This is a genomic window from Flintibacter faecis (genome assembly GCF_014287875.1).
GTDB classification, from domain to species: Bacteria; Bacillota; Clostridia; order Oscillospirales; family Oscillospiraceae; genus Lawsonibacter; species Lawsonibacter faecis_A.
The window spans coordinates 284216-307788 of record NZ_JACOPN010000002.1 but is presented as its reverse complement, the minus strand read 5'-3'; the positions used below and the strand labels follow the sequence as shown (position 1 = coordinate 307788).

Genomic DNA, 23573 nt, shown 5'->3' with positions numbered 1-23573 from the left:
AAGAATAAACAGGATAAATCTCAATAGGGAGAAGAGTGAAAAATGATAGAGGCGCTCTTGGATTTCTTTCAATTATATACGGTGGATGCCGATTATTTACCAGACTTTTGGCTTACAATGATACTTCTTTATCTGAGTGCAGGTCTGTATCTTAACGACCTATATAATCTGGTGAAGCGCAAGTCAAAAGCGGAAACATTCAGTCTGATGGCGATACCAGGAGTCTTTGCAGTAATTTTCGTGTCGATGCTATCAATTTTTGCGCATGTACCGAATCTGCAGAGCATAGCTTCACAGGCCAAACGCCTGAGCCTGCTTATAACGGCAATACAGCCACAAACGAATCTTGCGCTGCTTCTTATTGTATTTCTTTATCCGATTCTATGGGGAATCGGGCTCTTACGACAAAGGAGGCATGAACACGGCAGCCGCAAACGCTGGGTGCTGTCCTGCATTCCTGATTATATTGCATGGATCATACTGATATTGGGCATCGGTTATCACCTGTTTTTCGGGGAAAATATCCTGAATAGTGTTCTGGAAAATGCGGAGACCGGAGATTTACTGGCCCTTTATGGCTCCCGCAGAACCTGGCTCTATATATGGATGTATGGAATTTATATCCTTGTATGCAAGGAAGTGGTGCTGCTTGTCGGCCTTTTGTCTGAACTTTTTCTTATGCGAATTCCGCTTCGCTACCATAGTGGGCAGAATGCTGATACCTTTGTCAGCTTTTATTATCTGTTTTGCCAGAATGCCATTTTTCGTGGGATTTCCCTGCTGGAAGCTGCGTTGGTGATTCCGCTTTGTGGAGTGATGCTTCGGGAAGCGGCATCGCCTTTCAGTGATTACTCGTCGATTATGATATACGCAGTCTTTTTGCTGCTGACAGGCGCAGGGTTTGTCGTTCTTATCGCCATTGGTCCGGTCATGCGGACACTTTCCTGCTTCGATGCATGGGGACAGCGCAAGCAGATCAGAGAGCTTTTCTGTACGGAATATTTTCTCATGCAGCCAGTTTCCAGCAACAGATCGTTCACGGTCACTCATCATTTTATCATTGACGAACAGGACGCCGCCGGTGTTTACTATCTTCCGCTTCTCACAGACATCAGCGGATGGGCCTCCCCGAGAAAGAAAGCAGGCAAATGGAAAATGCTCTCTTTCGCAGATGGCAGGACCCTTAAATTGTCAGAACACGAGGCAGAAGCCGCCAAGGAAATGCTCTCTTATGCATCCAATCGTCTCTATGCCCAGAAGATAACTGGAGAAAATTGGAGCAATAAAAACAATATGCCTGGCACAGAGGAAACCTGGAACCCACTCATGAGTCCGGCAACAACGATGTATCAGAAACTGGGCAAGATATTTTTAGGTCTGATGGTTATTCTTTTTATGATGAGCTATCAGATACTGAAGTAATTGAAAAAAGAAGAAGCAGGAAAACGAGGATATCAAGAGGGCGATTATATGAAGCTTTGGATTGAATAACATACAATTTCTTATTTAAAGGAGGCTGACCCCTATGACCGACCAGGAGCTGGTGGCCCGGGCCATCAAAATGCAGGAATTCTCCTATGTGCCTTACTCCCACTTCCCCGTGGGCGCAGCGCTGTTGTGCGATGACGGGACCGTGTTCACCGGCTGCAATGTGGAAAACGCCGCCTTTGGTTCCACCATCTGTGCGGAACGTACCGCCCTTTTAAAGGCGGTGAGCGAGGGGCGGCGCACGGGCTGGACGGCCATTGCCATCGCCGGACGGGGCAGCGACTTCTGCTGGCCCTGCGGGGCCTGCCGCCAGATGCTGTATGAGTTTGCCCCCGGGCTGCGGGTGCTGGCCGCCCGGGAGGACGGCGCATTCGAGACGGCCACCCTGGGCCAGCTCATGCCCCACGGCTTTGGGCCATTGTCGCTGCAGTAAAAATACGCATATTTTCCCGCCTTTTGGATAAGCTATCCCCAATGGCTCTTGAAAAGGAGGGATCAAGCGTGGTAATGGACAAGATCGCCCTGACGCTGCTGGTCATCGGCGGCATCAACTGGGGCTGTGTGGGGTTGTTTCAGTTTGACCTGGTGGCCTTCGCCAGTGGGGGCTCCGCAAGTCTCATCAGCCGGATCGTCTATACCCTGGTGGGCCTGTCCGCCGTGTGGTGCGTCTCCCTGCTGTTTCGTCTGGGGGACAGCAAATAATAAAGTTTTCTCATCCAGCCAAAAGCCGGGCGCAGTTGCGTCCGGCAATTTTTTTGCACATTTTTTCCAGTTTGGTGGACAAAACCGTACAACTCCATGCCCCGGGGCGACCAGGGGTAGAAGGACGGGGGTTTGGACCGGGAAAAGTTTGGACGGAGGGATACATAGAATGGAGCTGTGGACTATGGTCCTCACCGGTGGGGTGGGGGCGGCGGCCATCAAGCTGCTGGATCATGTGATCCAGTGGGGGCTGAAGCGCTGGGAGGGGCGGCGGGAGGGTGTAGCCCGGGTGGAGACGGAGCAGGAGAGAAAGATCAACGGCCTGCAGGCCGGACTGCGGGTGGTCCTGCTGGACCGCATCCAATACCTGGGCCAGTGCTATCTGGCCGATGGGGAAATTTCCTTTGACGACAGGCGGCGGCTGCACCGGATGCACGATGCCTATCACACCGGCTTAAACGGCAACGGTGACCTGGACGTGATCATGGCCCAGGTGGACCGCCTGCCGCTGAAGCATTAACGTGCTTTTGGCGCGAGGAGGGGAGGTGTTTTCTATGGAGATCGGCATTGCCAGCGTGGCGGCCATCACCGTCATCTGCTATCTGGTGGGGCTCATTGTCAAGGCATCCTGTGTGAATGACCGGTATATTCCCATCGCCTGCGGCCTGTTCGGCGGGCTGCTGGGGGTGGCCGGGCTGTATCTGGGGCTACCCGAGTTCCCCGCCCACGACCCGCTCACCGCCTTGGCGGTGGGTATCGTCTCCGGCCTGGCGGCCACAGGCATCAACCAGGCGGCCAAGCAGCTGGGGAAGTGAGTTAGAAGTTAGGAGTGATGAGATAGGAGTTAACTCATCACTCATCACTCATCACTCCTAACTCATCCCTGAAAGAACACTATCGACTATAGAAAGGAAGTATGAAAATGAACGCCGACACTTTCTACGGCATCTGCGCCGTCAATTACCAGTCTTCCGGCGAGGGAAACGGGGGCGCCCGGTGAGGCTGTACAAGGCCCTGCTGAAGCACAATGACTGTTACCTTCGGGGCCGGACCATCCGGCCCCGGGGGGTCATGGTCCACAGCACCGGGGCCAATAACCCGTGGCTCCGGCGGTATATCGCCCCGGACGACGGGAGGCTGGGCGCACCCAGCCCCCGGCACTGGAACCAGGGCGGCGTGGGGGCCTGCGTCCACGCCATGATCGGCAAAGCTGCCGATGGATCTATTGCGGTCTATCAGACCCTGCCCTGGAATATGCGGGGGTGGCACTGCGGGCGGTCGGGGAATGATACCCATATTTCCTTCGAGATTTGCGAGGACAGCTTGACCGACAAGGACTATTTTCAGGCCACCTATCAGGTAGCCGTGGAGCTGACGGCTTATCTGTGCGGGAGATTTAACCTGAATCCCCTGGCCGACGGGGTGGTGCTGTGCCACAGCGAGGGCTATCAGCGGGGCATTGCGTCCAACCACGCCGACGTGCTGCACTGGTGGGGCAAGTTTGGCGTGGACATGGACGATTTTCGGGCCGACGTAGCTCTGGAAATGGCAAGAGCGCAGGGAGGTGAACGGGATTTGACGGAACAGGAGGTGCGGCAGATCGTCCGGGAGGAGCTGGCCGCCGCCCAGGCAGAACGGGATAAGCTGCCGCCCAGCGACTGGGCGAAGGACGGTCTGGAGAAGGCCAAGGCCGCCAGCATCACCGACGGCACCCGGCCCCAGGGCTGGTGTACCCGGCAGGAGGCGGCGCTGATGCTCCTGGCCCAGCGGAGCAATTAAAACGCGCAATAACGGAGAAGGTCACAGCGGACCTTCTCCGTTATTTTTTTGCCTGCGCCGACGGTTACAGATCTATGGCATCGGCCAGGTTGTCCACCGCCTGGTTTACCCGCTTGGCGGCCATGCGGGCGGCGCGCTTGAGCTGGCGGTGAGAGGGGGCCATGGTCATGCCCAGGGCTGTCCCCGCCGCCGTGCCCAGGACCATGCCGGCAAAAAATTTTCCCGTTCCACAGCAGTGTTCGCTCATGTGTTTCTCCTTCCTTTCTGCGGCGCACTGGAGCTTGCTGTGCCGCTGACCATTATTCTCTCCCAAAGGGCGGAAAAATCCATTGCTAAATCCTGCTGTTTCCGCTATAATTTATCTTGTTATAATGTGGGCTTTCCTGGGCAATTTTTCCGAGCTTCCGGGTTTCTCACAGAAACAGTGTATTAAAATTACAATAGCATTTCCGTTTTTTGACTTTCTGACGCATTTCGGAGGAACGAAAACCATGAAAATACTGATTCAACACGGTCGGGTGGTCCACCCGGTCACGGGAACGGTCCTGCTGCAGGACCTGCTTATCGAGGACGGCAAGATCGCCCTGCTGGACCGGGGGCTGAATGCACAGGCCGATCTGGTCATCCCCGCCAGTGGACTGGTGGTCTGCCCCGGTCTGGTGGACATGCACGTCCACCTGCGGGACCCGGGCCTCACCTATAAGGAGGACATTCTCACCGGAACTGCCGCGGCCGCCCACGGCGGCGTGACCTCGGTGGCCTGCATGGCCAACACCAGCCCGGTGGTGGACAGCCCCGAGCAGATCGAATACATTCTGAACCGGGCCAGATTCGGCTCCGGCGTTCACGTCTATCCCATCGGCGCGGTGTCCATGGGGCTGCGGGGGGAGGAGCCCACCGATGCCGAGGCCCTAAAAAAGGCGGGGGCCATCGCCCTGTCTGACGACGGCTGCAACGTGGACAACGCCAATCTGATGCGGGACGTGCTGATCCGGGCCCGCCGTCTGGATATGCCCGTGCTGTGCCACTGCGAGGATACCTCGATGGTAGAGGGCCGGGCGGTGAACGAGGGCAGCGTATCCCGCCAGCTGTGGCTGGAGGGCCGGCCCGCTATTGCCGAGGAGCTGGTGGTCATGCGGGACGCCATGCTGGCCGAGGAGACCGGGGCCCACGTCCACATCTGCCACGTGTCCACCGCCCGCAGCGTAGACATCATCCGCAAGATGAAGAAGAAGGGCATCCACCTGACCTGTGAGACCTGCCCCCAGTATTTCTGGCTCACCGAGGACGAGATCCTCACCCAGGGCTCTATGGCCCGGGTCAATCCCCCCCTGCGCACCAGCCAGGACGTGAAGGGCATTCTGGCCGGACTGAAGGACGGCACCATCGATGTCATCGCCACCGACCACGCCCCCCACTCCGCCGAGGAGAAGGCCCGTCCTCTGACGAAGGCCCCCAGCGGCATGGTGGGACTGGAGACCTCTCTGGCCCTCACACTCACCGGGCTCTACCACACGGGGAAGATGGAGCTGCCCGACATCATCCGCCGCATGTCCACCAACCCCGCCGACATCCTGCACCTGCCCAAGGGCCGCATGTCTTTGGGCGTGGCCGCCGATCTGACCATCTTCGACCCGGACCAGGAGTGGACCATCGACCCGGAGCAGTTTGCCTCTAAGGGGCGGAACACCCCCTTCGCCGGAACACAGGTCAAGGGCCGGGTGAAGTATACCATCGTGGACGGACAGATCGTCTATCAGGATACCTGAGTTTTTACGAATTGTCTGACAACAATTTGAGATAAATATTTGAGTTATAACAGAGAGGATTGATTTTTGTGTCTTTTGACGTTCTGCAAGAGAAGATCCGCGCCATGAAGAACCCCACGGTGGCCGGACTGGACGCCCGCATCGAGTATGTGCCCGAGTATATCCGCCAGGCCGCCTATGAGCAGTATGGCGTGGGTCTGAAGGGGGCCTGCGAGGCCATCTATCAGTTCAACGTGGGTCTGATGGACGCCCTGTGCGACATCGTCCCCGCCGTGAAGCCCCAGGCCGCCTATTACGAGAATCTGGGCTGGCAGGGTATGGAGATGCTGGAGCGCACCATCCGCTATGCCAAGAGCAAGGGCCTGTTCGTCATCGCCGACATCAAGCGGGGGGACATCGGCTCCACCGCCACCGCCTATGCCGAGGGCTGGCTGTCCGGGGCCGGCATCGAGGGGCAGCAGTTCAAGTCCTTCGACGCCGACTGCGTCACCCTGAACGGCTATATGGGCTCTGACTCCATCAAGCCCTTTTTAGAGGCCGCCAAGGCCGAGGACAAGTGCGCCTTTGTTCTGGTAAAGACCTCCAACCCCGGCTCCGGGGAGCTCCAGGACGTGAAGACCGCCGACGGCCGCACGGTGTACCAGGTGATGGGTACCCTGAACGAGTCCATCGCCGCCGGGACGGAAGGCAAATATGGCTTTACCATGGCCGGCGCCGTCACCGGGGCCACCTATCCCGAGCAGATCCGCCAGCTGCGGGCCGACCTGCCCCACACCTTCTTCCTAGTCCCCGGCTATGGGGCCCAGGGGGGCACCGCCGCCGACGTGAAATACGCCTTCGACGCCCAGGGCCACGGGGCCATCGTCAACTCCTCCCGGGGCATCATGTGCGCCTGGAAGAAGACCGGCGGCGACGGCCACGACTTTGCCCAGGCCGCCCGCAATGCCGCCATCGCCATGCGGGACGACATCGCCCAGTTCGTGACGGTGGAGTAACGCTGTCATTGCGAGGAGCACAGCGACGTGGCGATCCGTATTCCCGTGGTCACACTCATCCGTCACGGCTGCGCCGTGCCACCTTCCCACCTTCCAGGGGGAAGGCTAGGGTCGTTCTGACGAGGATACTCAAAGCCCTTTGGCGTTCCCCTCATCCGCCCCTTCGGGGCACCTTCCCCCAGGGGAAGGCTAAAACTTCTAACTCCTAACTCATCACTCCTAACTGAACAAAGGAGGTCCCTATGGCGAAACGTTGTGTTTTCTGCGGAAAGAACCTCTCGTTTTTCGATGATAAGACTCTGCTGTGCGGCAACGCCCTCCAGCGGGTCTGCACGGCCTGCTGGGCCGAGCTGCAGGACCTGGACCAGGAGGAACGGGCCCACCGGGCGCTGGACACGGGCCGGGCGGAGGAGCCGGAGGTCATCCAGGCCTATCTAGACAGACTGGAGCAAATGCGTCAGGCCCAGGCCCGGGCCCGGGAGGCCCTGAAGACGGACAAGCGCTGTCTGCGCTGCGGCGGCGTGATGGAGCGCTATGGCCGCAAGAAGTTCCACCTGGGGGAGGAGAGCCTGTTCGGCACCGTGGCCCGGGACGGACTGTTCGCCAGCTGGCTGACGGTGGATATTCTGCGCTGTGCCGACTGCGGCCGGGCGGAGTTCTTCCTGCCCGAGCCGCCGGAGATGGGGAGCGTCCCAAATATCCCAGAGGAGCAGGTGGTCTGCCCCGTGTGCGGAGCCAAGCACAGCCCCCTCATCAACTGCCCCAACTGCGCCCTGAACCGCCGCTCAGTCCAGAGCGAACCGCCCCGGGGCGGCGGAAAAAAGCCGCCGTGGGAGAAGTGAGAAAGGGAGGTTTCTATGGGCAACATATGTGTTTTCTGCGGAAAAAAGTTAGGACTGCTGGACCGCTATTTCTTTGAGGTGTTCAAGACGAAGCAGACGGCCTGTAAAGAATGTCTGGAACGGCTGTCCGCCCTGTCCGGGCCGGAGCTGGAGGCGGAGAAGGAGCGGCTGCTGGCCTCCCCTGATCTGGAAGATGCGGATGTGGCCCGGCGCAACAGCGCCCTGCGCCGCCCCTGTTCCGCCTGCGGGGGCACGATGGAGTGCGCTCAAACGGGGCTCACCCTGGGCCGGGACGGCGGCGGGGGCTTGATGGCCATGGCCATGCCCAGTTATGATGTGGATGTGTACGCCTGCCCGCAGTGCGGGCGGGTGGAACTGTTCACCGCCGGGTTTCTCACGAAAAGGAACGTGCCGGACAAACCGGAGGACGTGACGTGCCCCGTGTGCGGCACCAAGCACAGCCCCCTTATCAACTGCCCCAACTGCGCCCTGAACCGCCGCACAGTCCAGAAGGAAACACCCCGGGGCGGCGGAAAAAAGCCGCCGTGGGAGAAGTGATATCTGCAGGGGGACGGATTGCCACGTCACCCCTTCGGGGTTCCTCGCAATGACAGAACGGCTGCAGTTTATGTCATTGCGAGGAGCAAAGCGACGTGGCAATCCGCACCCCCGTGGTCACCCTCATCCGTCACGGCTGCGCCGTGTCAGCTCCCCCCAGGGGAAGGCTAGGGTCGTTCTGACGAGGATACTCAAAGCCCTTTGGCGTTCCCCTCATCCGCCCCCTTCGGGGGCACCTTCCCCCAGGGGAAGGCAAACTCATCTCTCCTATCTCCTAACTACTAACTGATAAAAAGGTGATGCCTGCCATGAAAGTTGAACGTAAATGTACCATTGTTGCCCGGGAAGAGATGGGCGACGCCATCTATCTGGTGCTGGAGGCCGGGGACATGGTCCGCACCAGCTATGCCGGACCGGGCCAGTTTGTCCATGTAAAGTGCGGCGAGGGGCTGCTGCTCCGCCGCCCCATCTCCGTCTGCTCCTGTCAGGAGGACGTGCCCAACGACTTGATTGCCATCGCCTTCGAGGTCCGGGGGGACGGCACCCGCTGGCTGGCCCAGCGGAAGGTGGGGGACACCCTGGACGTGATGGGGCTGCTGGGCAACGGCTTTTCCATCAAGCCCAAGGGCCGCTATCTGCTGGTGGGCGGCGGCATCGGCATCCCCCCCATGCGGGGCTGTGCCCAGGCCACCGAAGGCCGCTCCACCGCCATTCTGGGCGGGCGGTCCAAGGATAAGATCATCCTGCAAAGCTGCTTCAACGACGAGTGCGCCAAGGTTCTCATCGCCACCGACGACGGCTCTCTGGGCCACCACGGCTTTGTGGATGCCCTGGTCCGTCAGGAGCTGGAGCAGGACAAGAACTATGACGGCGTGCTGGCCTGCGGCCCCAAGCCCATGCTGCGGAATGTGGCCAACGTGGCCCAGGAGTTCGGCATCCCCTGCCAGGTGTCCATGGAGGAGCGAATGGGCTGCGGCGTAGGTGCCTGCCTGGTGTGTGCCTGCGACATGGCCGACGGCAGCCGCAAGCACGTTTGCAAGGACGGCCCTGTGTTCGATTCCAAGGAGGTGGACTGGAATGCCTGATACCAACGTCGATCTCTCCGTCACTCTGGCGGGGATGACCATGAAAAACCCGGTGGTTGTGGCCTCGGGCACCTTCGGTTTTGGCCGGGAGTACGGCCAGTTTTACGATCTGGGCCAGCTGGGCGGCATCTGCGCCAAGGGCCTGACCCTGAACCCCCGTGAGGGCAACCCCGCCCCCCGCATCGCCGAGACCCCCATGGGCATTCTCAACTCCGTGGGGCTGCAGAACCCCGGCGTGGATGCCTTTATTGCCCACGAGCTGCCCTTCCTGCGCAACTTCGATGTAAAGGTCATCGCCAACATCTCCGGCAACACCCCGGAGGAGTATGGCATCATGTGCGAGAAGCTGGCCGGGGCCGGGGTGGACATGATCGAAGTAAACATCTCCTGCCCCAACGTAAAGGCGGGCGGTCTGGCCTACGGCACCCGGCCTGAGCTGGCCGCCGAGGTCACCCAGATGGCCAAGTCCCATGCGGGCAAGGTGCCCGTGATGGTCAAGCTGTCCCCCAACGTCACCGATATCACCCTCATCGCCCGGGCGGTGGAGGAGGCCGGCGCAGATGCCGTGTCCCTCATCAACACCCTGCGGGGCATGCGCATCGACGTGAACACCCGCCGGCCCATCTTAAAGATGAACACCGGCGGTCTGTCCGGCCCCGCCGTGCTGCCCGTGGCGGTGCGCATGGTGTGGGAGGTGGCCCAGGCGGTCAAGATCCCCATCCTGGGCATGGGCGGCGTGAGCCGGGGCGAGGACGCAGCCCAGCTGATGCTGGCCGGCGCTTCTGCCGTGGCCGTGGGCACCGCCCTGTTCGCCGATCCCTACGCCCCCATCAAGGTCCGGGACGAGCTGGGACAGATCGCCCAGCGCCAGGGCCTGACCGCCGTGAAGGAACTCACAGGGCAAGTAAAGCCCTGGTAAGAACGGATCGCCGCGTCACCCCTCCGGGGTTCCTCGCAATGACAGAACGACTACGGTCTTTGTCGTTGCGAGGAACGAATTGATGCGGCGATCCGCCCCCCAACGACCCACATTCCAGGAACAAAGGACTGTTTGCCAATGACCACCATTTATCTCATCCGTCACGCCGAGGCCGAGGGGAATCTGTACCGCCGCATCCACGGCTGGTATGACGCGCTCATCACCGACAACGGCTTTGCCCAGATCGCCGCCCTCCAGCGCCGCTTTCAGGATATCCCCATCGATGCGGTGTGGTCCAGCGACCTCTATCGCACCATGACCACCGCACGGGCGGTCTATGTCCCAAAGGGGCTGGAGCTGCACACCGACCCCGGCCTGCGGGAGGTCCACATGGGGGACTGGGAGGACAAGCCCTGGGGCGAGGTGTACCGCTTTGACGCAGACCGCATCGCCCTCTTCAACCGCAGCGACCCCAGCTGGCAGGCACCCAACGGGGACAGCCTGGCCCAGGTGGGAGAGCGGGTCCACGCCGCCCTGTGCCGCATTGCCGGCGGCTATCCCGACAAGACCATCGCCGTCTTCTGCCACGGCACAGCCATCCGCCAACTGCTGGCCATGGTGAAGGGCGTGGCTCCCCAGGACTGGCACAAGATGGGTCACAGCGAGAACACCGCTGTGACCCGGCTGTTCTATGACGGGGGCCGCCTGACGCTGGACCCCGATCTGGAGCTGGATGCCTCCCATCTGCCGGAGGAGATCCGCACCATGGCCCGGCAGAACTGGTGGCGGAAGGACCGCTCCGTCCGGGACGTAAACCTGTGGTACCGCCCCCTGGACTGGGAGAAGGAAAAAGAGTCTGTCTATCTGGCTGCCCGGGCGGAGGCCTGGCGCTCTACCCACGGACCGGAGCTGGCCTTTGACGGGGAGGGCTTCCTGCGGGATGCCCAGGAACACCTGTCCCGCTCCCCCTGGGGGGTGACGGTGGCCATGTCTGGGGACGAGTTTGCCGGGCTGCTCCAGCTGGATACCCGGCGCTATCAGGAGCTGAACGCCGGATACATCCCCTTCTGCTACATCGCCCCCAGCCGCCGGGACCAGAACCTGGGCGTGCAGCTCATCGGACAGGCGGTGTCCTTCTTCCGTCCCCTGGGCCGGGACAAGCTGCGCCTGCGCTGTGCCCCCTATAACGACCGGGCCCAGCACTTCTATCAGAAGTATGGCTTTGTGAAGGTGGGCGAGGAGCAGGGCAGCCGGGTCCCCCTGGATATTCTGGAAAAATACATCGGCTATGACAGATAAGCTGTCCGCCGGAAAAAGAGAGGCACATCATGGAGTTTGACCGCGACCTGTTTCTTCCCGTCAGCCTGGCAGACATGCAGCGCCGGGGGTGGGAGGACTATGACTTTCTGCTCATCACCGGGGATGCCTATGTGGATCACCCGTCCTTTGGCCCCACCATCATCGGGCGGCTGCTGGAGGCGGAGGGCTATCGGGTGGCCATTCTGGCCCAGCCGGACTGGCGGGGGCCGGAGGCGTTTCGTTCCATGGGCCGCCCCCGGCTGGGGGTGCTCATCTCCGCGGGGAACATCGACTCTATGGTGGCCCACTACACCGCCGCCCGCAAGCGCCGCCACGACGACGCCTATTCTCCCGGACGGAAAGCCGGGCTGCGCCCCGACCACGCCACCGTGGTCTATTCCAACCGGGTGCGGGAGGCCTTTGGGGACATCCCCATCATCATTGGCGGGCTGGAGGCATCTTTGCGCCGCTTTGCCCACTATGACTATTGGGAGGACAAGGTCCGCCGCTCCATCCTCTTCGATGCCCAGGCGGATATCCTCACCTATGGCATGGGGGAGACGGCCACCCTGGACATCGCCGCCCGCTTAAACTCCGGTACCCCGGTGAGCGAGATCACCGACGTGCGGGGCACCTGCGTGGCCGCCGACTACCCCGGGGTGTGCGCCTATCCCCGGGTGGAGGTCCCCTCCTTTGAAGAGGTGTCCTCCTCCAAGCGGGCCTATGCCCAGGCCAATATGGTGGAGTATCAGGAGCACGACGCCGCCGTGGGCAAGGCCATCATCCAGCGGCACGGCAAGCGCTTTCTCATCGTCAATCCCCCCGCCTATCCCCTGCCCACCGAGGAGCTGGACCGGGTGGCCGAGCTGCCCTATGTGCGGGAGCCCCACCCCATGTATGACGACATGGGCGGCGTGCCCGCCATCGAGGAGGTCCGCTTCTCCATCACCCACAACCGGGGCTGCTTCGGGGCCTGCAACTTCTGCTCCCTGGCCTTCCACCAGGGGCGCACCGTCACCTCCCGCAGCCACGAGAGCGTCATCCGGGAGGCCAAGCTGCTCATCCAGCACCCCGGCTTTAAGGGCTATATCCACGACATCGGCGGCCCCGCCGCCACCTTCCGCCGCCCCAGCTGCCAGAAGCAGCTCAAGCATGGCATGTGCAAAAACCGCGCCTGTCTGGCCCCGGAGGCCTGCCCCAATCTGGATGCGGATCACACCGACTATATGATGCTGCTGCGGAAGGTCCGGGCCCTGCCCGGCATCAAGAAAGTCTTCATCCGTTCGGGCATCCGGTTCGACTTTTTGATGAAGGACCCCAGCGGGGAATTTTTCACCGACCTGGTGCAGCATCACATCTCCGGCCAGCTGAAGGTGGCCCCGGAGCACTGCGTGGACCACACGCTGGACTACATGGGCAAGCCCCATGTGGAGGTGTATGAGAGGTTCCGGGATAAGTACTATAAGCTCAACCGCCGCTATGGCAAGGACCAGTATCTGGTGCCCTATCTCATCTCCTCCCACCCCGGCTGCACCCTGGAGGATGCGGTGCAGCTGGCCGAGTGGCTGAACAAGGAGGGCCACATGCCCGAGCAGGTGCAGGACTTCTATCCCACCCCGGGCACCCTGGCCACCTGCATGTGGTACACGGGCATCGACCCCAGGACCATGCAGCCGGTGTTCGTCCCCAAAACGCCCCACGACAAGGCCCTTCAGCGGGCGCTGATGCAGTGGCGCAAGCCCCAGAACCGGGCGCTGGTGCTGGAGGCCCTGCACAAGACGGGCCGGGAGGACCTGATCGGCTATGGCAAGCACTGTCTCATCCGTCCGGGCAAGGGTCCCGGCGCCGACCGCTATGGCCACGGCCAGGACCAGCGCCAGAACTCCAGTGCCCGCCGTCCGGACCAGAACAAGCCCGGCCAGAGCGGCAGATACGGCAAGGCCGGCAAGCCGGACCAGAGTGGCAGACCGGGGCAGAACGGCAAATACACCAAAGGGCCCCAGGGCGGCAGACCCGCTCAGGGCAAGCCAGACGGCCGCCACGCCGTCTCCCGCCCCACGGCCCAAAAGCCTGTGAAAAAGGCGGGCTGGGCCAAGGCGAAGCCCAAAAAATCAGGAAAAAAGTAAAAAGAAACCCCTGCCCTCCGGCCGCAGCAGCGGCCCGGAAGGCAGGGGTCCTTTTTTGTTTTAAGAATAGCGCCGGTCCAGAATGCCCACAATGTCCCCGATGACACCCTCGTCACAGTGGCAGAGGACGGTGGCTCCCCAGTCCTTCACCTCCTGGGCGCAGTTGGCGGGGGCGAAGGGGATGGAAGAGCGGCGGAGCATGGACAGGTCGTTTTGATTATCCCCCACGCAGTACAGGTTCTCTGGCCGGATGTCCAGCATGTCCGCCACCTTGGCTACAAAGTCCCCCTTGGTGCTGCCCTTGGCGGTGATCTCCAGATAGTAGTTGTTGGAGAAGATGGCCTCATACCGGTCCCCCCACCGCTCCAGCAGCCACTGCTGCACCGGGCGGAGCACGTCCCGCTCCTGCTGCAGAATGGCCTTGGTCCAGGGGGTGGGCATCTGGTCAAAGGGGAGGACGGTGTAGCCCCCGCCCACCTTCTTCATGTGGGCCTGGGTGATATCGTTGGGATTCCAGGCGTAGATGTCCTCAGCGTGATAGACCTCTGCACCCACCGAAGGGAACCGGTCCAGAATAGCGGCAAAGTCCGCCGGGGCGGAGGGGGGCAGAAAGGTCTGCTCCAGCATCTCGTTTTTAGAGAAGTCGTAGATGGCAGAGCCGTTGGACAGCACCACCGGGGCATCCAGGGGCACCAGGTCGTGGAAGGGGGCAAAGGTCCGTCTGGCCCGTCCGGTGGCTACGGTGAAGCGCCCGCCCTGGCTGCGGAAATAGTCCAGGGCCCGGCGGTTGCGCTCCGGCACCCGGTGGTGGGAGTCGTAAAGGGTGTCGTCAAAGTCGCTGACCAGCAGCACACCATCAAATTTTCCCATAGGGTCTCTCTTTCCCCCCGCATTCCGGGGACGTTTTGAACAGTACAATAATAATTTAATTGTATGGAGTTTGACCGGATTTGTCAAGAGAAGGGCATAAAAACACGGACCTGCGGCAGGAGAGAGCCGCAGGTCCGTATTTTTATATGGCTTTTGATAGGTTTGGATGGAACCTGCAAAAGCGGTTCGGCCAGATGGCCGGAGGAGAATGCTTGCTTGTTACTTGGCGAAGGTGCGGTAATAATCCTTCAGGAATTCAGCCAGTTTTTTCATATCAAGACTCCCTTTCTGTTTGAAGTGAATGGCGGAAATGAAACATCAGAAATTCTCGGCGAAAGTCTGATAATACATCCGCAGCATCTCAGCAAGTTCATTCCAAATGTTCCGTTTCATGAATCAAGACCTCCTGTTTCCTTTGTTTCATGTGACTTTTGGTTTGAAATTTTTGTATTCCCTTTTGATGGTCTTATCATAGCACCACTTTGATAAAAAATAAAATACATATTGCATTGTGCTTATTATATCTTTTTGATATAATAAGTTCGAGGAGATGAGGCGGATGGAACTGCGGCAGCTGCGTTACTTTTTGGCTGTGGCACAGGAGCTGAATATCACCCGGGCGGCGGAGCGGCTGAATATGAGCCAGCCGCCCCTGAGCAACCAAATCAGGGCGCTGGAAGAGGAACTGGGGGTGACGCTGTTTGTCCGGGGCAAGCGGCGGCTGACGCTGACGGAGGAGGGCAGCTTTCTCCTTCAGCGGGCGGCCCAGCTGCTGGATCTGGAGGACAAGACCCGGCAGGAGCTGACCACCATGAAGGACGGCATCTCGGGCACGCTGTGCCTGGGAACGGTGGAGGGCCGGGCCCCCTATCTGTGCGCCCGGTGGATCGCCGGGTTCCGGGAGGAGTTCCCCCGGGTGCGCTACAGCCTGTGGAACGGCAGCAGCGACGACGTGCTGGACCGGCTGCGCCGGGGGCTGGCCGACCTGGCGGTGATCGCCGCCCCCTATGACTCGGAGCATCTGGAGGGCATCCCGGTGGGGCAGGAGCCGTGGGTGACTATGATCCCCAAAGACCACCCATTGGCCAAGCTGGAGGGGAACGAGCTGCCCCTGAAGCGCCTGGTGGGCTGTCCCCTCATCGTACCCAGCCGAAAGTCCCGGGTGGAGGCCATCCGCGAGTGGTTCGGGGAGATCGGGGCGGAGCCGGACATCCTGTGCGAACTGTCCAACTATATGGATGCGGTGGCCCTGGTGGAGCAGGGGGTGGGGCTGAGCATCTTCCCCCAGACCACCTATACCCCCAACGACCTGCTGGTGTCCAAGGTCATTACCCAGCCCGCCCGCAAGGCGGAATATGTGCTGGTGTGGGAGCGGGAGCACCGGCTGTCCCCATTGATGGAGGCCTTTGTGGACTATGTGCGGGACTTTTTGCAGGAGGATATGATCCACTCCCAGCGCTTCCGCACCCGGGAGGAGGAGTATGCCCTGCCCGGAAATACTGTTAGCCTGTGAAAGAACTTGCAGGATAGGATCAAAAAAATCAGCGTGGCGATGGTGCGTCACGCTGATTTTTTATGTCCGTTTCAGTTGTCGGCGGTGCCGGCGGCTCTCCGCTCCCGGGCAAATACGGTCAGCTGGAACAGGACGATGACCGTCCAGCCCAGGCCGGTGGCCAGGGCCACGGCATCCAGCCCCAGGCGGCTCACCAGCAGATAGGTCCCCGCCACCCGGACGATGATCTGGATGGTGGTGCCCCAAAAGGTGATGTTCATTCGGCCGGTGCCCCGATACCAGCCCACAAAGGTGTGCCCGGTGAAGGACAGCCAGTAGAACCAGCCCATCAGCCGCAGATAGGAGCTGCACAGCGCCAGCGCCCCGCTGCCCGCCTCCAGAAAGACGGCGGAGAAGGCGGGGGCGAACAGGTGGAGCAGGGCGGAGAAGATAAGGCCGGTGGAGATGACCAGGGCCCCGCCCCGGAGAAAGCCGCTTAGCGCCCGGCGGAGCTTTCCGGCCCCCTGGTTCTGGGCCACAAAGATGGCGATGGACTCGCAGCCGCTGATGCCGAAGGCCTGGGTGAAGTTCTCCACCCGGGTGGCGGCGGTAAAGGCGGAGATGGGGGCGGTGGAGGCGAGACTGATGCCGTTTACCGCGCTCTGGATCATCAGCTTGCCCAGATACAGGCTGGACTGCTGCAGGGCGGCCACGGCGGCATAGCTGCTGGTGCGGTGGATGAGGACGGGGTCCATGCGCATGTCGGCCCGGTGGACGGCCAGAAAGGGCCGTTTTTTGCGGATATAGACAAAGCACAGCCCGGAGGACAGCAGCTGGGCCGAGGCGGTGGCCAGGGCGGTGCCCAGAATGCCCATATTCAGCACGGCCACCAGCAGCCAGGCCGCCGCCAGGTTATAGCCCAGAGAGAGCAGGAGAAAATATAGAGCGGACTTGGTGTCCCCCACCGCCCGAAGGGTGGCGGCCAGATAGTTATAGGTGAAGGTGAACAGCATCCCGACCAGAATGACCCGGAGATAGAGGGCCACGTCCCCCATCAGCTCCTTCGGCGTTTGGATCAGGGAGAGCAGCTGGGGCAGGAACAGCTGGGCTATGGTCACCGCCGCCAGAGTACACCCGCCGATGAGAACGGCGGAGACGTACAGCTGCTGGCGCAGACGGGGCAGGTTCTGTTCCCCGTAAAACTGGGCGATGAGGACGGAGGCGCCCATACAGGCCCCGGTGATGACATAGATGAACAGGTTCATCACACTCTCGGCCACGCCCAGGGCGGCAAAGGCGCTGTCGCCGATATAGCGGGTGACCACCAGAGAATTGATGATGTTATACAGCTGCTGGAGCACGTTGGCGCACAGCAGGGGCAGGCACAGCTGAAGCAGCTGGGGCAGAATGGGACCGGAGGTGAGATGGAGCTCTTTGGACACGGAGGGCGTCCCCCTTTCCTATCCATAATAGAGCAGAATGAAAATTTTGTAAAGCCGGAGAGAAAAATAGACAGGAAATAGCAGATTCGGACAGGGGGCCTGTCCTATAATGGGCGGGAAAACAGGCGGCGCAGGCCGCCATCGAAAAAGGAGGGAGCGCTGTGCCGGTGGTGTGCAAAGAGGAGGGCCGGGTGCTGCGGGCAGAGCTGTCCGGCGAGCTGGACCACCACAGGGCCCGGGCGGTGATGGAGGAGCTGGACCGGCAGATCGACCTGGCCCTGCCCCGGGAGCTGGTGCTGGATCTGGCGGGGCTGACTTTTACGGACAGCTCGGGCATTGCGGTGCTGCTGCGGGCCTGGAAGGCCATGCTCCGCATCCGGGGGGCCATGAAGATCGTGAACACCCCGGACCAGGCGGCCCGGGTATTCCGTGCGGCGGGCCTGCAGCGGATGCTCCGGTTCCAGTGACCGGGGCGGCAGAGAGGAGGTACATATATGAAAGAGGAGAACCATACGTTTTTAGAGTTTCCCAGCCGCTCGGCCAACGAGGGCTTTGCCCGGGCGGCGGCGGCCTGCTTTGCCGCCCAGCTGGACCCCACTCTGGAGGAGGTGAACGACGTAAAGACCGCCGTGAGCGAGGCGGTGACCAACGCCATCGTCCACGCCTACCCGGACACTCTGGGCAAGATCGTCCTGAAGCTGCGCATTCTCCGGGACAACGTTCTGGAGGTCGTGGTGCGGGACTGGGGCGTGGGCATCGCGGATGTTGAACAGGCCAGAACGCCCCTGTTTACCACCGGCAGCCAGGAGCGCTCCGGCATGGGCTTTACCATTATGGAGAGCTTTATGGACACGGTGCGGGTGCGCTCCACCCCGGGCAAGGGGACCACGGTGACTATGCGGCGGAGGATCGCCCGCCGGGCAGGGCGATGAACGCCCCGGCCTTGCCCGCAGGAGAACTGCTGGCGGCGGCCCGGGCGGGGGACAGCCAGGCCTGCGAGCAGGTGCTGCGGGAGAACAACGGACTCATTTGGAGCGTGGTCCGGCGGTATTATGGCCGGGGGGTGGAGCCGGACGACCTGTATCAGCTGGGCTGTCTGGGCTTTTTAAAGGCGGTGCGGGGCTTTGACCCGGACTATGGCACCCAGTTTTCCACCTATGCCGTGCCCAAGATCGCCGGGGAGATCCGCCGGTTTCTCCGGGACGACGGGCCGGTGAAGGTGAGCCGGGGGCTGAAGGAGCGCTCCGCCGCTGTGCGGGGGGCCCAGAGCCGCCTGGCCGCCCGGCTGGGCCGGGAGCCCACCATTAGCGAGCTGTCGGCGGAGACGGGACTGGAGCCGGAGGACATCGCCGCGGCGGAGACGGCGGCAGAGCCTGTGCTGTCCCTCCAGAGCGAGACGGGGGAGGGCGGGCTGACCCTGGAGGGGATGCTCACCGCCGGAAATGAGGAGGAGCGTCTCATCGAATGCCTGGCCCTCCGTTCGGCCCTGGACAACCTGCCGGAGCGGGAGCGGGAGGTGCTGCTGCTGCGCTATTACCGGGGGATGACCCAGGTGCAGACCGCCCGGATCGTCGGCGTGTCCCAGGTCCAGGTGTCCCGGCTGGAACGCAGGGCGCTGGGGAAGCTGCGGGAAGTGATGAGTTAGGAGTTAGGAGTTAGGAGTTAGGGGATGCGGATTGCCGCGTCAGGGCTGCGCCCTTCCTCGCAATGACAGCAAGACCAACCTGAATCTATCGTTGCGAGGAGCGAGGCGACGTGGCGATCCGTTTCTCCTGCCCCCAGCTTGCCTCCCCCTGTGGGGGAGGTGCCCAGTGCGCACACTGGGCGGAGAGGGTCTTCACAAAAAGCCGCGAAGCGTGTGCTTCGCGGCTTGAAACATAAACCTTTTAATCCTCCAGCATCCGATAGCCGATGCCCAGCTCGGTGTATATGTACTTGGGCTCGGAGGGGTTCTCCCCCAGCTTGCGGCGGATGTTGGCCATGTTCACCCGTAGGATCTGGTTGCTGCTGTTGCCGCTGTAGGGGCCCCACACATGCTGCAGAATGAAGTCATAGGTCAAGACCTTCCCGGCGTGGATGGCCAGCAGCTCCAGAATTTTAAATTCGTTCTGGGTGAAGTGGATCAGCTGACCGCCCAGGGTGACCTGATGCTTGGCGATGTCCACCGCCAGGTCCTTCACCTGATACACGTCCCGCTGGATGCCCTGGCTGACCTTGATGCGGTCGGCCCGGCGGAGGGTGGTGCGGATGCGGGCCAGCAGCTCGGACACGCCGAAGGGCTTGACCACATAGTCGTCCGCCCCCATGTCCAGGGCCTTTACCTTCTCTGACTCCCGGTCACGGGCGGAGATGATGATGGTGGGCACCTCCTGGGGCAGGTCGCTGAACTGCTCCAGCACCTCCAGCCCATCCATGTCGGGCAGCCCCAAGTCCAGCAGGACCAGAGCAGGGCTGTGGGAAAAGAACAGGGACAGGCCCTCCTTGCCGCTGGCGGCGGGGATGGCCTTATAGTCGTTGGCGGTGAGGGCGCGGCAGATGAAGTTGCTGATGGCGTGGTCATCCTCTATGACCAGAATGGTGCGTTTTTCAGGCATGGTTTGTTTCCTCCATAGGGAGACCGAAACGGAATACCGCCCCGCCCTCCGGGTTGTTGCCGGCGACAAAGAAGCCGCCGTGGGCCTTGATGATGCTTTGACAGACGGACAGGCCGATACCCATACCCCGGGATTTGTCGCCGGAGAGATTTTTTTCAAGCTGCTTTCCGGCCTGCACGGCCTGGCAGATTTCGGGGGACAGACCCTTGCCCCGGTCCCGGACCTCCACCACCGCCCAGTCGTCCTGACGGAACAGGTGCAGGGTGATGTGCTGGGTGTCGCCGGAGTGGCGGATGGCGTTTTCCAGCAGGTTCACCATCACCTGCTTGACCAGCATGGGCTCCATGGGGAAGAACAGGATGTCCTCGGACATATCCAGCTCCACATGGCACTCGGGAAAGCGGCGGCGGGTGGTGAGAATGGCATCCCCGGCCACCTCCTCCAGCATCTCCTCGTGTTTTTTCAGAGGGATATTTCCGTCCTGGATGCGGGTGATGGACAGCAGGTTTTCCACCATGATGATGAGGGAGTCGGCATCGTTTTTGATGTCCCGCAGCATGGCCACGTTCTGGGGGGAGACCTCCGGGCTGCTCAGCAGTACCGAGGCCGCACCGGAGATGGAGGTGAGGGGGGTGCGCAGGTCGTGGGACACAGCCCGGAGGATGTTGCCCCGGATGGTCTCCCGGGCGGACTCCAGCTGGATGGCCGTCTTTTCGGCATTGAGCCGCTCGTTGAGCTCGTACAGGGATTTGGTGCGCTTTTCCCGGCGGATGGCCTCTGCCCGCTGGTTTTTCACCCGGGTGGTCAGGGCGCACACCACGCAGGAGATGGCGATCATAGAGATCATGGCCACCGGATAGCCGGTATAGCTCAGGGAGAAGGCGGCGTATGGCACCATAAAGAAGTAGTTGATGCAGAACCCGCCGATGATAGAGGAGATGATGCCATAGGCATACCCCTGGGTGAGCAGAGAGATCATCACCACCGCCAGCACGAACACCAGGGCGGAGTTGTTCTCGCCCCCGGTGTGGTTGATCAGAATGCCGCTGGTCAGATAGGCTCCGCACAGAAACAGGGCGGAGATGATGAGACTGCGGGGCATCTCCGGGATGCGCAGGAACTGGTCCTGAGCCATACGATAGAACTGTTTTACCCAGCTGGGGACAGACACGGCGGACACCTCCTGATGGGATGAAAAAATCACGGAGAAGCCCCGGACCGGGGCAGGACCGTTTTCCTTATTATATCAGCAATCAAAATCGCCGTAAAGAGGGAGAAGCCTGAAAACCGCCGTTGAAAACCGCCCCCGGATATGATAGCATGGGAAAAAAGATATAAGGAGGACTCCGCCATGAACGAAAAGGAACGCTCTGTACAGTTTCATATCCAGTGCAGCCAGGGGGACGTGGGCAAATACTGCATCCTCCCCGGCGACCCGGGCCGGTGCAAGGCCATCGCCCAGCGCTTTGACGGGGCGGTGCATGTAAAGACCAACCGGGAATTTGAGACCTGGACGGGGGAACTGCTGGGGGAGCGGGTGAGCGTGGTGTCCACCGGCATCGGCGGGCCCTCCGCCGCCATCGCCATGGAGGAGCTGGCCAATCTGGGTGCCCACACCTTCATCCGGGTGGGCACCTGCGGCGGCATCGAGCTGTCCGTCCAGAGCGACGACGTGGTGGTGGCCACCGGGGCGGTGCGCATGGAGGGCACCAGCCGGGAGTATGCCCCCATCGAGTGGCCCGCTGTGGCCGACTATCAGGCGGTGGATGCCCTGGTCCGGGCCTGCAAGGCCCTGGGCAAGCCCTGGCACGCCGGGGTGGTGCAGAGCAAGGACTCCTTCTATGGACAGCACTCCCCGGGCCGGATGCCCGTGTCCTATGACCTGGAGCAGAAGTGGCAGGCGTGGAAGCGGCTGGGGGTGCTGGCCTCGGAGATGGAGGGGGCCGCCCTGTTCACTGTGGCCGCCGCCCGCCATGTGCGCTGCGGGGCGGTGTTCCACGTCATCTGGAACCAGGAGCGGGAGGCCGCCGGACTGGATCAGAAGGAGTCTATGGACACCTCCGCCGCCATCGACGTGGGCGTGGAGGCCCTGAAGCTGCTGATCCAGGAGGATAAAAAATAAAAAGCGGGATGGTTTTATGTGGAATCTCACTTGGAGAATTTACGTGTGGATAGCATTTTCCCTGGCCTGCATCAATGTTTTTGCGTCGATAAAGCAAAAGCAAATGATGTCCCATGTGCTTACGTTTTCCAGTTTGATGTTTGGAGCGCTGGCAGTTTTAACGGAACTCAAGATGGTGAACGTGTGGTACGAATTTGGAGAAGCAGTGGAATTAGAAATGCTTCCTAAAATATATCACAGGCTGACCATAGAGATCCCATCGCTGCTGCTGCTAAATCTCATCCCATTGTTTATCCTGTTTCTGTTAAAGAAAAAGAGATAAAGAGAAGCATTTTATATAGGAGGCAATCCATATGAACATTCAGGACCCTAAGTTTTTGGCACAGGTGGAGCAGGCGGTGCGGGAGGCCGGGCAGATCTTCTATGACCGGACCAAGGTCAGCCACATGAAGCACAAGGGGGTCACCGACTTTGTGACCGAGGTGGACCTGTCGGTACAGACCTTTTTGAAGGAGCGGCTGGCCCAGCTCGCCCCGGAGGTGCAGCTGATGGGGGAGGAGAAGGACAACAGCGGCCTGGACTTTGAAAAGCCCATGTGGATCTTGGACCCGGTGGACGGGACCATGAACCTGGTCCACGGCTTCCGCCACAGCGCCGTGTCTCTGGCCCTGGCGGATAGGGGGCAGGTGGAGCTGGGCCTGGTGTACGATCCCTATGCCGGGGAGCTGTTCTCCGCCCGGCGGGGCTGCGGGGCCTTTGTAAACGGGGAGCCCATCCACGTCAGCAAAGCGAAGCGACTGGCCGACTGCCTGGTGGACGTGGGCACCAACCCCAGCCAGCGGGAGATGGCAGACCGGACCTTCCGGTGGCTGCGGGCGGTGTATGACCGCTGCCACGACATCCGCCGGGTGGGGGCGACCTCCGTGGATCTGTGCTATGTGGCGGCGGGGCGGCTGGATGCCTACATGGAGATCGGACTGAAGCCCTGGGACTATGCGGCGGGCCTTCTCATCGTTCAGGAGGCCGGCGGAGCCGTTGTGACCGTGGACGGAGGGGCTCCCTCCCTGAAAACGGGCAGCGGCATCCTGGGCACCAACGGGGCTGTGACACAGGAGCTGCTGGCCGTGCTGCGTCAGACAGCGAACGGGTGAATATAAATACAGAACAAGGTTTTCTAACAGGCTGGCAGAGTTCTCCCTTCTGCCAGCCTGTTCTTGTAGAGACAATATCACAATATAGCGTGCTAGTGAATCACCTAATTGGTGCGATATTGCATAAAGAATAAAATAAGAATCGAAAAGTTTTTATTGAATTTATCTAAAGCATGGGTTATAATAAAAATCGTTAAGAACAGAGGAGAGGAGACCCGATAGATTTTAAGCCCAGAAAAGCCCGGTGGTGCTAGCCCGCGCGAGCGAAAAGGCTGGTCTGACAGGTCAAATCAGAAAACGCATGAAACCGCTGTTTTTAGAAGAAGGGAAAAGAACGAAT

At 61.0% G+C, this 23573-nt stretch carries 27 protein-coding genes; 22 read left to right on the top strand and 5 right to left on the bottom strand.

Annotated elements, in window-relative coordinates:
* The first annotated feature begins 42 nt into the window (after positions 1 to 42).
* The 6 genes from H8S55_RS04120 to H8S55_RS04095 all read left to right on the top strand — a co-directional run bounded on the left by H8S55_RS04120 (position 43) and on the right by H8S55_RS04095 (position 3969).
* A complete protein-coding gene (locus tag H8S55_RS04120; RefSeq protein ID WP_186877944.1) occupies positions 43 to 1422 on the top strand; it encodes a hypothetical protein in 1380 nt (459 codons plus the stop codon).
* Positions 1423 to 1525: 103 nt separating this feature from the next.
* Positions 1526 to 1921 carry a cytidine deaminase gene (cdd, locus tag H8S55_RS04115; protein ID WP_186877943.1) on the top strand — a complete coding sequence of 132 codons (396 nt, stop codon included), beginning with the start codon at positions 1526 to 1528 and terminating at the stop codon, positions 1919 to 1921.
* Positions 1922 to 1995: 74 nt separating this feature from the next.
* On the top strand, positions 1996 to 2190 hold the full coding sequence (locus H8S55_RS04110; RefSeq protein WP_227144151.1) for a DUF378 domain-containing protein: 195 nt from the start codon (positions 1996 to 1998) through the stop codon (positions 2188 to 2190).
* Between the two features lie 169 nt (positions 2191 to 2359).
* Complete coding sequence (locus tag H8S55_RS04105; RefSeq protein ID WP_147562242.1) at positions 2360 to 2710, top strand: hypothetical protein; 351 nt, start codon at positions 2360 to 2362, stop codon at positions 2708 to 2710.
* 34 nt (positions 2711 to 2744) lie between these two features.
* On the top strand, positions 2745 to 3005 hold the full coding sequence (locus H8S55_RS04100; RefSeq protein ID WP_186877941.1) for a phage holin family protein: 261 nt from the start codon (positions 2745 to 2747) through the stop codon (positions 3003 to 3005).
* A 181-nt stretch (positions 3006 to 3186) separates the two neighbouring features.
* The gene (locus tag H8S55_RS04095) at positions 3187 to 3969 is read left to right on the top strand and encodes a peptidoglycan recognition protein family protein (protein ID WP_186877940.1); all 783 of its coding nucleotides are present in this window, start codon (positions 3187 to 3189) and stop codon (positions 3967 to 3969) included.
* 64 nt (positions 3970 to 4033) lie between these two features.
* On the opposite strand, the gene H8S55_RS04090 is transcribed toward H8S55_RS04095, so the two are convergent.
* Positions 4034 to 4216 carry a hypothetical protein gene (locus H8S55_RS04090; RefSeq protein WP_147562245.1) on the bottom strand — a complete coding sequence of 61 codons (183 nt, stop codon included), beginning with the start codon at positions 4214 to 4216 and terminating at the stop codon, positions 4034 to 4036.
* A 244-nt stretch (positions 4217 to 4460) separates the two neighbouring features.
* Here H8S55_RS04090 and H8S55_RS04085 point away from each other — a divergent pair, with 244 nt between their 5' ends.
* The 8 genes from H8S55_RS04085 (at position 4461) to H8S55_RS04050 (ending at position 13562) form a co-directional block, all read left to right on the top strand.
* Positions 4461 to 5738: a dihydroorotase gene (locus tag H8S55_RS04085; protein WP_147562246.1), complete on the top strand. Its 1278-nt coding sequence runs from the start codon at positions 4461 to 4463 to the stop codon at positions 5736 to 5738.
* 68 nt (positions 5739 to 5806) lie between these two features.
* Positions 5807 to 6733, top strand: a complete 927-nt coding sequence (gene pyrF / locus H8S55_RS04080) for an orotidine-5'-phosphate decarboxylase (RefSeq protein ID WP_186877939.1) — start codon at positions 5807 to 5809, stop codon at positions 6731 to 6733.
* 242 nt (positions 6734 to 6975) lie between these two features.
* Positions 6976 to 7575 (top strand): hypothetical protein, encoded by a 600-nt coding sequence (locus H8S55_RS04075; protein WP_186877938.1) that lies wholly within the window; start codon positions 6976 to 6978, stop codon positions 7573 to 7575.
* Positions 7576 to 7590: 15 nt separating this feature from the next.
* Positions 7591 to 8133, top strand: coding sequence for a hypothetical protein (locus tag H8S55_RS04070; protein ID WP_186877937.1), 543 nt, complete (start codon positions 7591 to 7593; stop codon positions 8131 to 8133).
* A gap of 308 nt (positions 8134 to 8441) precedes the next feature.
* The gene (locus H8S55_RS04065; protein WP_186877936.1) at positions 8442 to 9218 is read left to right on the top strand and encodes a dihydroorotate dehydrogenase electron transfer subunit; all 777 of its coding nucleotides are present in this window, start codon (positions 8442 to 8444) and stop codon (positions 9216 to 9218) included.
* On the top strand, positions 9211 to 10137 hold the full coding sequence (locus H8S55_RS04060; protein ID WP_186877935.1) for a dihydroorotate dehydrogenase: 927 nt from the start codon (positions 9211 to 9213) through the stop codon (positions 10135 to 10137). The genes H8S55_RS04065 and H8S55_RS04060 overlap by 8 nt, the downstream gene beginning before the upstream one ends.
* A 138-nt stretch (positions 10138 to 10275) precedes the next feature.
* A complete protein-coding gene (locus H8S55_RS04055; RefSeq protein WP_186877934.1) occupies positions 10276 to 11436 on the top strand; it encodes a bifunctional histidine phosphatase family protein/GNAT family N-acetyltransferase in 1161 nt (386 codons plus the stop codon).
* A gap of 29 nt (positions 11437 to 11465) precedes the next feature.
* Positions 11466 to 13562, top strand: coding sequence for a YgiQ family radical SAM protein (locus H8S55_RS04050; protein WP_186877933.1), 2097 nt, complete (start codon positions 11466 to 11468; stop codon positions 13560 to 13562).
* A 60-nt stretch (positions 13563 to 13622) separates the two neighbouring features.
* Here H8S55_RS04050 and H8S55_RS04045 read toward each other — a convergent pair whose 3' ends face one another.
* The gene (locus H8S55_RS04045) at positions 13623 to 14432 is read right to left on the bottom strand and encodes an HAD-IIB family hydrolase (protein ID WP_186877932.1); all 810 of its coding nucleotides are present in this window, start codon (positions 14430 to 14432) and stop codon (positions 13623 to 13625) included.
* A gap of 216 nt (positions 14433 to 14648) precedes the next feature.
* Here H8S55_RS04045 and H8S55_RS13940 point away from each other — a divergent pair, with 216 nt between their 5' ends.
* Together H8S55_RS13940 and H8S55_RS04035 are read left to right on the top strand one after the other, a co-directional pair.
* A complete protein-coding gene (locus tag H8S55_RS13940) occupies positions 14649 to 14918 on the top strand; it encodes a hypothetical protein (RefSeq protein WP_207721733.1) in 270 nt (89 codons plus the stop codon).
* A 73-nt stretch (positions 14919 to 14991) separates the two neighbouring features.
* Positions 14992 to 15945 carry a LysR family transcriptional regulator gene (locus H8S55_RS04035; protein WP_186877930.1) on the top strand — a complete coding sequence of 318 codons (954 nt, stop codon included), beginning with the start codon at positions 14992 to 14994 and terminating at the stop codon, positions 15943 to 15945.
* 71 nt (positions 15946 to 16016) lie between these two features.
* Here the strand turns inward: H8S55_RS04035 and H8S55_RS04030 are convergent, their stop codons facing one another.
* Positions 16017 to 17366, bottom strand: a complete 1350-nt coding sequence (locus H8S55_RS04030) for an MATE family efflux transporter (RefSeq protein ID WP_186877929.1) — start codon at positions 17364 to 17366, stop codon at positions 16017 to 16019.
* Positions 17367 to 17527: 161 nt separating this feature from the next.
* Between H8S55_RS04030 and H8S55_RS04025 the strand changes: the two genes are divergently transcribed.
* From H8S55_RS04025 to H8S55_RS04015, 3 genes are read left to right on the top strand one after another with little or no spacing between them, the layout of a single operon-like run.
* Positions 17528 to 17833 (top strand): anti-sigma factor antagonist, encoded by a 306-nt coding sequence (locus H8S55_RS04025; protein ID WP_186877928.1) that lies wholly within the window; start codon positions 17528 to 17530, stop codon positions 17831 to 17833.
* Positions 17834 to 17860: 27 nt separating this feature from the next.
* Positions 17861 to 18298, top strand: a complete 438-nt coding sequence (spoIIAB, locus tag H8S55_RS04020; protein ID WP_186877927.1) for an anti-sigma F factor — start codon at positions 17861 to 17863, stop codon at positions 18296 to 18298.
* Between the two features lie 11 nt (positions 18299 to 18309).
* A complete protein-coding gene (locus tag H8S55_RS04015; protein WP_243200448.1) occupies positions 18310 to 19011 on the top strand; it encodes a sigma-70 family RNA polymerase sigma factor in 702 nt (233 codons plus the stop codon).
* Between the two features lie 241 nt (positions 19012 to 19252).
* Here H8S55_RS04015 and H8S55_RS04010 read toward each other — a convergent pair whose 3' ends face one another.
* Both H8S55_RS04010 and H8S55_RS04005 read right to left on the bottom strand, forming a co-directional pair.
* Positions 19253 to 19960, bottom strand: a complete 708-nt coding sequence (locus tag H8S55_RS04010; RefSeq protein ID WP_186877925.1) for a response regulator transcription factor — start codon at positions 19958 to 19960, stop codon at positions 19253 to 19255.
* Positions 19953 to 21131, bottom strand: coding sequence for a sensor histidine kinase (locus tag H8S55_RS04005; RefSeq protein WP_186877924.1), 1179 nt, complete (start codon positions 21129 to 21131; stop codon positions 19953 to 19955). Before H8S55_RS04005 ends, H8S55_RS04010 begins: the two co-directional genes overlap by 8 nt.
* A gap of 180 nt (positions 21132 to 21311) precedes the next feature.
* Between H8S55_RS04005 and udp the strand changes: the two genes are divergently transcribed.
* The 3 genes from udp to H8S55_RS03990 are packed head-to-tail and all read left to right on the top strand — an operon-like array spanning position 21312 to position 23233.
* Positions 21312 to 22082, top strand: coding sequence for a uridine phosphorylase (gene udp / locus H8S55_RS04000; protein ID WP_186877923.1), 771 nt, complete (start codon positions 21312 to 21314; stop codon positions 22080 to 22082).
* Positions 22083 to 22125: 43 nt separating this feature from the next.
* Complete coding sequence (locus H8S55_RS03995) at positions 22126 to 22404, top strand: hypothetical protein (RefSeq protein WP_186877922.1); 279 nt, start codon at positions 22126 to 22128, stop codon at positions 22402 to 22404.
* Between the two features lie 31 nt (positions 22405 to 22435).
* Positions 22436 to 23233: an inositol monophosphatase family protein gene (locus H8S55_RS03990; RefSeq protein WP_186877921.1), complete on the top strand. Its 798-nt coding sequence runs from the start codon at positions 22436 to 22438 to the stop codon at positions 23231 to 23233.
* Positions 23234 to 23573: the final 340 nt, after the last annotated feature.

Excerpts from the sequence above, each read along its gene's own strand:
- H8S55_RS04120 (WP_186877944.1), top strand. The coding sequence starts at position 43 with ATGATAGAGGCGCTCTTGGATTTCTTTCAATTATATACGGTGGATGCC.
- cdd (WP_186877943.1), top strand. The coding sequence starts at position 1,526 with ATGACCGACCAGGAGCTGGTGGCCCGGGCCATCAAAATGCAGGAATTC.
- H8S55_RS04110 (WP_227144151.1), top strand. The coding sequence starts at position 1,996 with ATGGACAAGATCGCCCTGACGCTGCTGGTCATCGGCGGCATCAACTGG.
- H8S55_RS04105 (WP_147562242.1), top strand. The coding sequence starts at position 2,360 with ATGGAGCTGTGGACTATGGTCCTCACCGGTGGGGTGGGGGCGGCGGCC.
- H8S55_RS04100 (WP_186877941.1), top strand. The coding sequence starts at position 2,745 with ATGGAGATCGGCATTGCCAGCGTGGCGGCCATCACCGTCATCTGCTAT.
- H8S55_RS04090 (WP_147562245.1), bottom strand. The coding sequence starts at position 4,216 with ATGAGCGAACACTGCTGTGGAACGGGAAAATTTTTTGCCGGCATGGTC.
- H8S55_RS04085 (WP_147562246.1), top strand. The coding sequence starts at position 4,461 with ATGAAAATACTGATTCAACACGGTCGGGTGGTCCACCCGGTCACGGGA.
- H8S55_RS04075 (WP_186877938.1), top strand. The coding sequence starts at position 6,976 with ATGGCGAAACGTTGTGTTTTCTGCGGAAAGAACCTCTCGTTTTTCGAT.
- H8S55_RS04070 (WP_186877937.1), top strand. The coding sequence starts at position 7,591 with ATGGGCAACATATGTGTTTTCTGCGGAAAAAAGTTAGGACTGCTGGAC.
- H8S55_RS04065 (WP_186877936.1), top strand. The coding sequence starts at position 8,442 with ATGAAAGTTGAACGTAAATGTACCATTGTTGCCCGGGAAGAGATGGGC.
- H8S55_RS04060 (WP_186877935.1), top strand. The coding sequence starts at position 9,211 with ATGCCTGATACCAACGTCGATCTCTCCGTCACTCTGGCGGGGATGACC.
- H8S55_RS04055 (WP_186877934.1), top strand. The coding sequence starts at position 10,276 with ATGACCACCATTTATCTCATCCGTCACGCCGAGGCCGAGGGGAATCTG.
- H8S55_RS04050 (WP_186877933.1), top strand. The coding sequence starts at position 11,466 with ATGGAGTTTGACCGCGACCTGTTTCTTCCCGTCAGCCTGGCAGACATG.
- H8S55_RS04045 (WP_186877932.1), bottom strand. The coding sequence starts at position 14,432 with ATGGGAAAATTTGATGGTGTGCTGCTGGTCAGCGACTTTGACGACACC.
- H8S55_RS04035 (WP_186877930.1), top strand. The coding sequence starts at position 14,992 with ATGGAACTGCGGCAGCTGCGTTACTTTTTGGCTGTGGCACAGGAGCTG.
- spoIIAB (WP_186877927.1), top strand. The coding sequence starts at position 17,861 with ATGAAAGAGGAGAACCATACGTTTTTAGAGTTTCCCAGCCGCTCGGCC.
- H8S55_RS04010 (WP_186877925.1), bottom strand. The coding sequence starts at position 19,960 with ATGCCTGAAAAACGCACCATTCTGGTCATAGAGGATGACCACGCCATC.
- udp (WP_186877923.1), top strand. The coding sequence starts at position 21,312 with ATGAACGAAAAGGAACGCTCTGTACAGTTTCATATCCAGTGCAGCCAG.
- H8S55_RS03990 (WP_186877921.1), top strand. The coding sequence starts at position 22,436 with ATGAACATTCAGGACCCTAAGTTTTTGGCACAGGTGGAGCAGGCGGTG.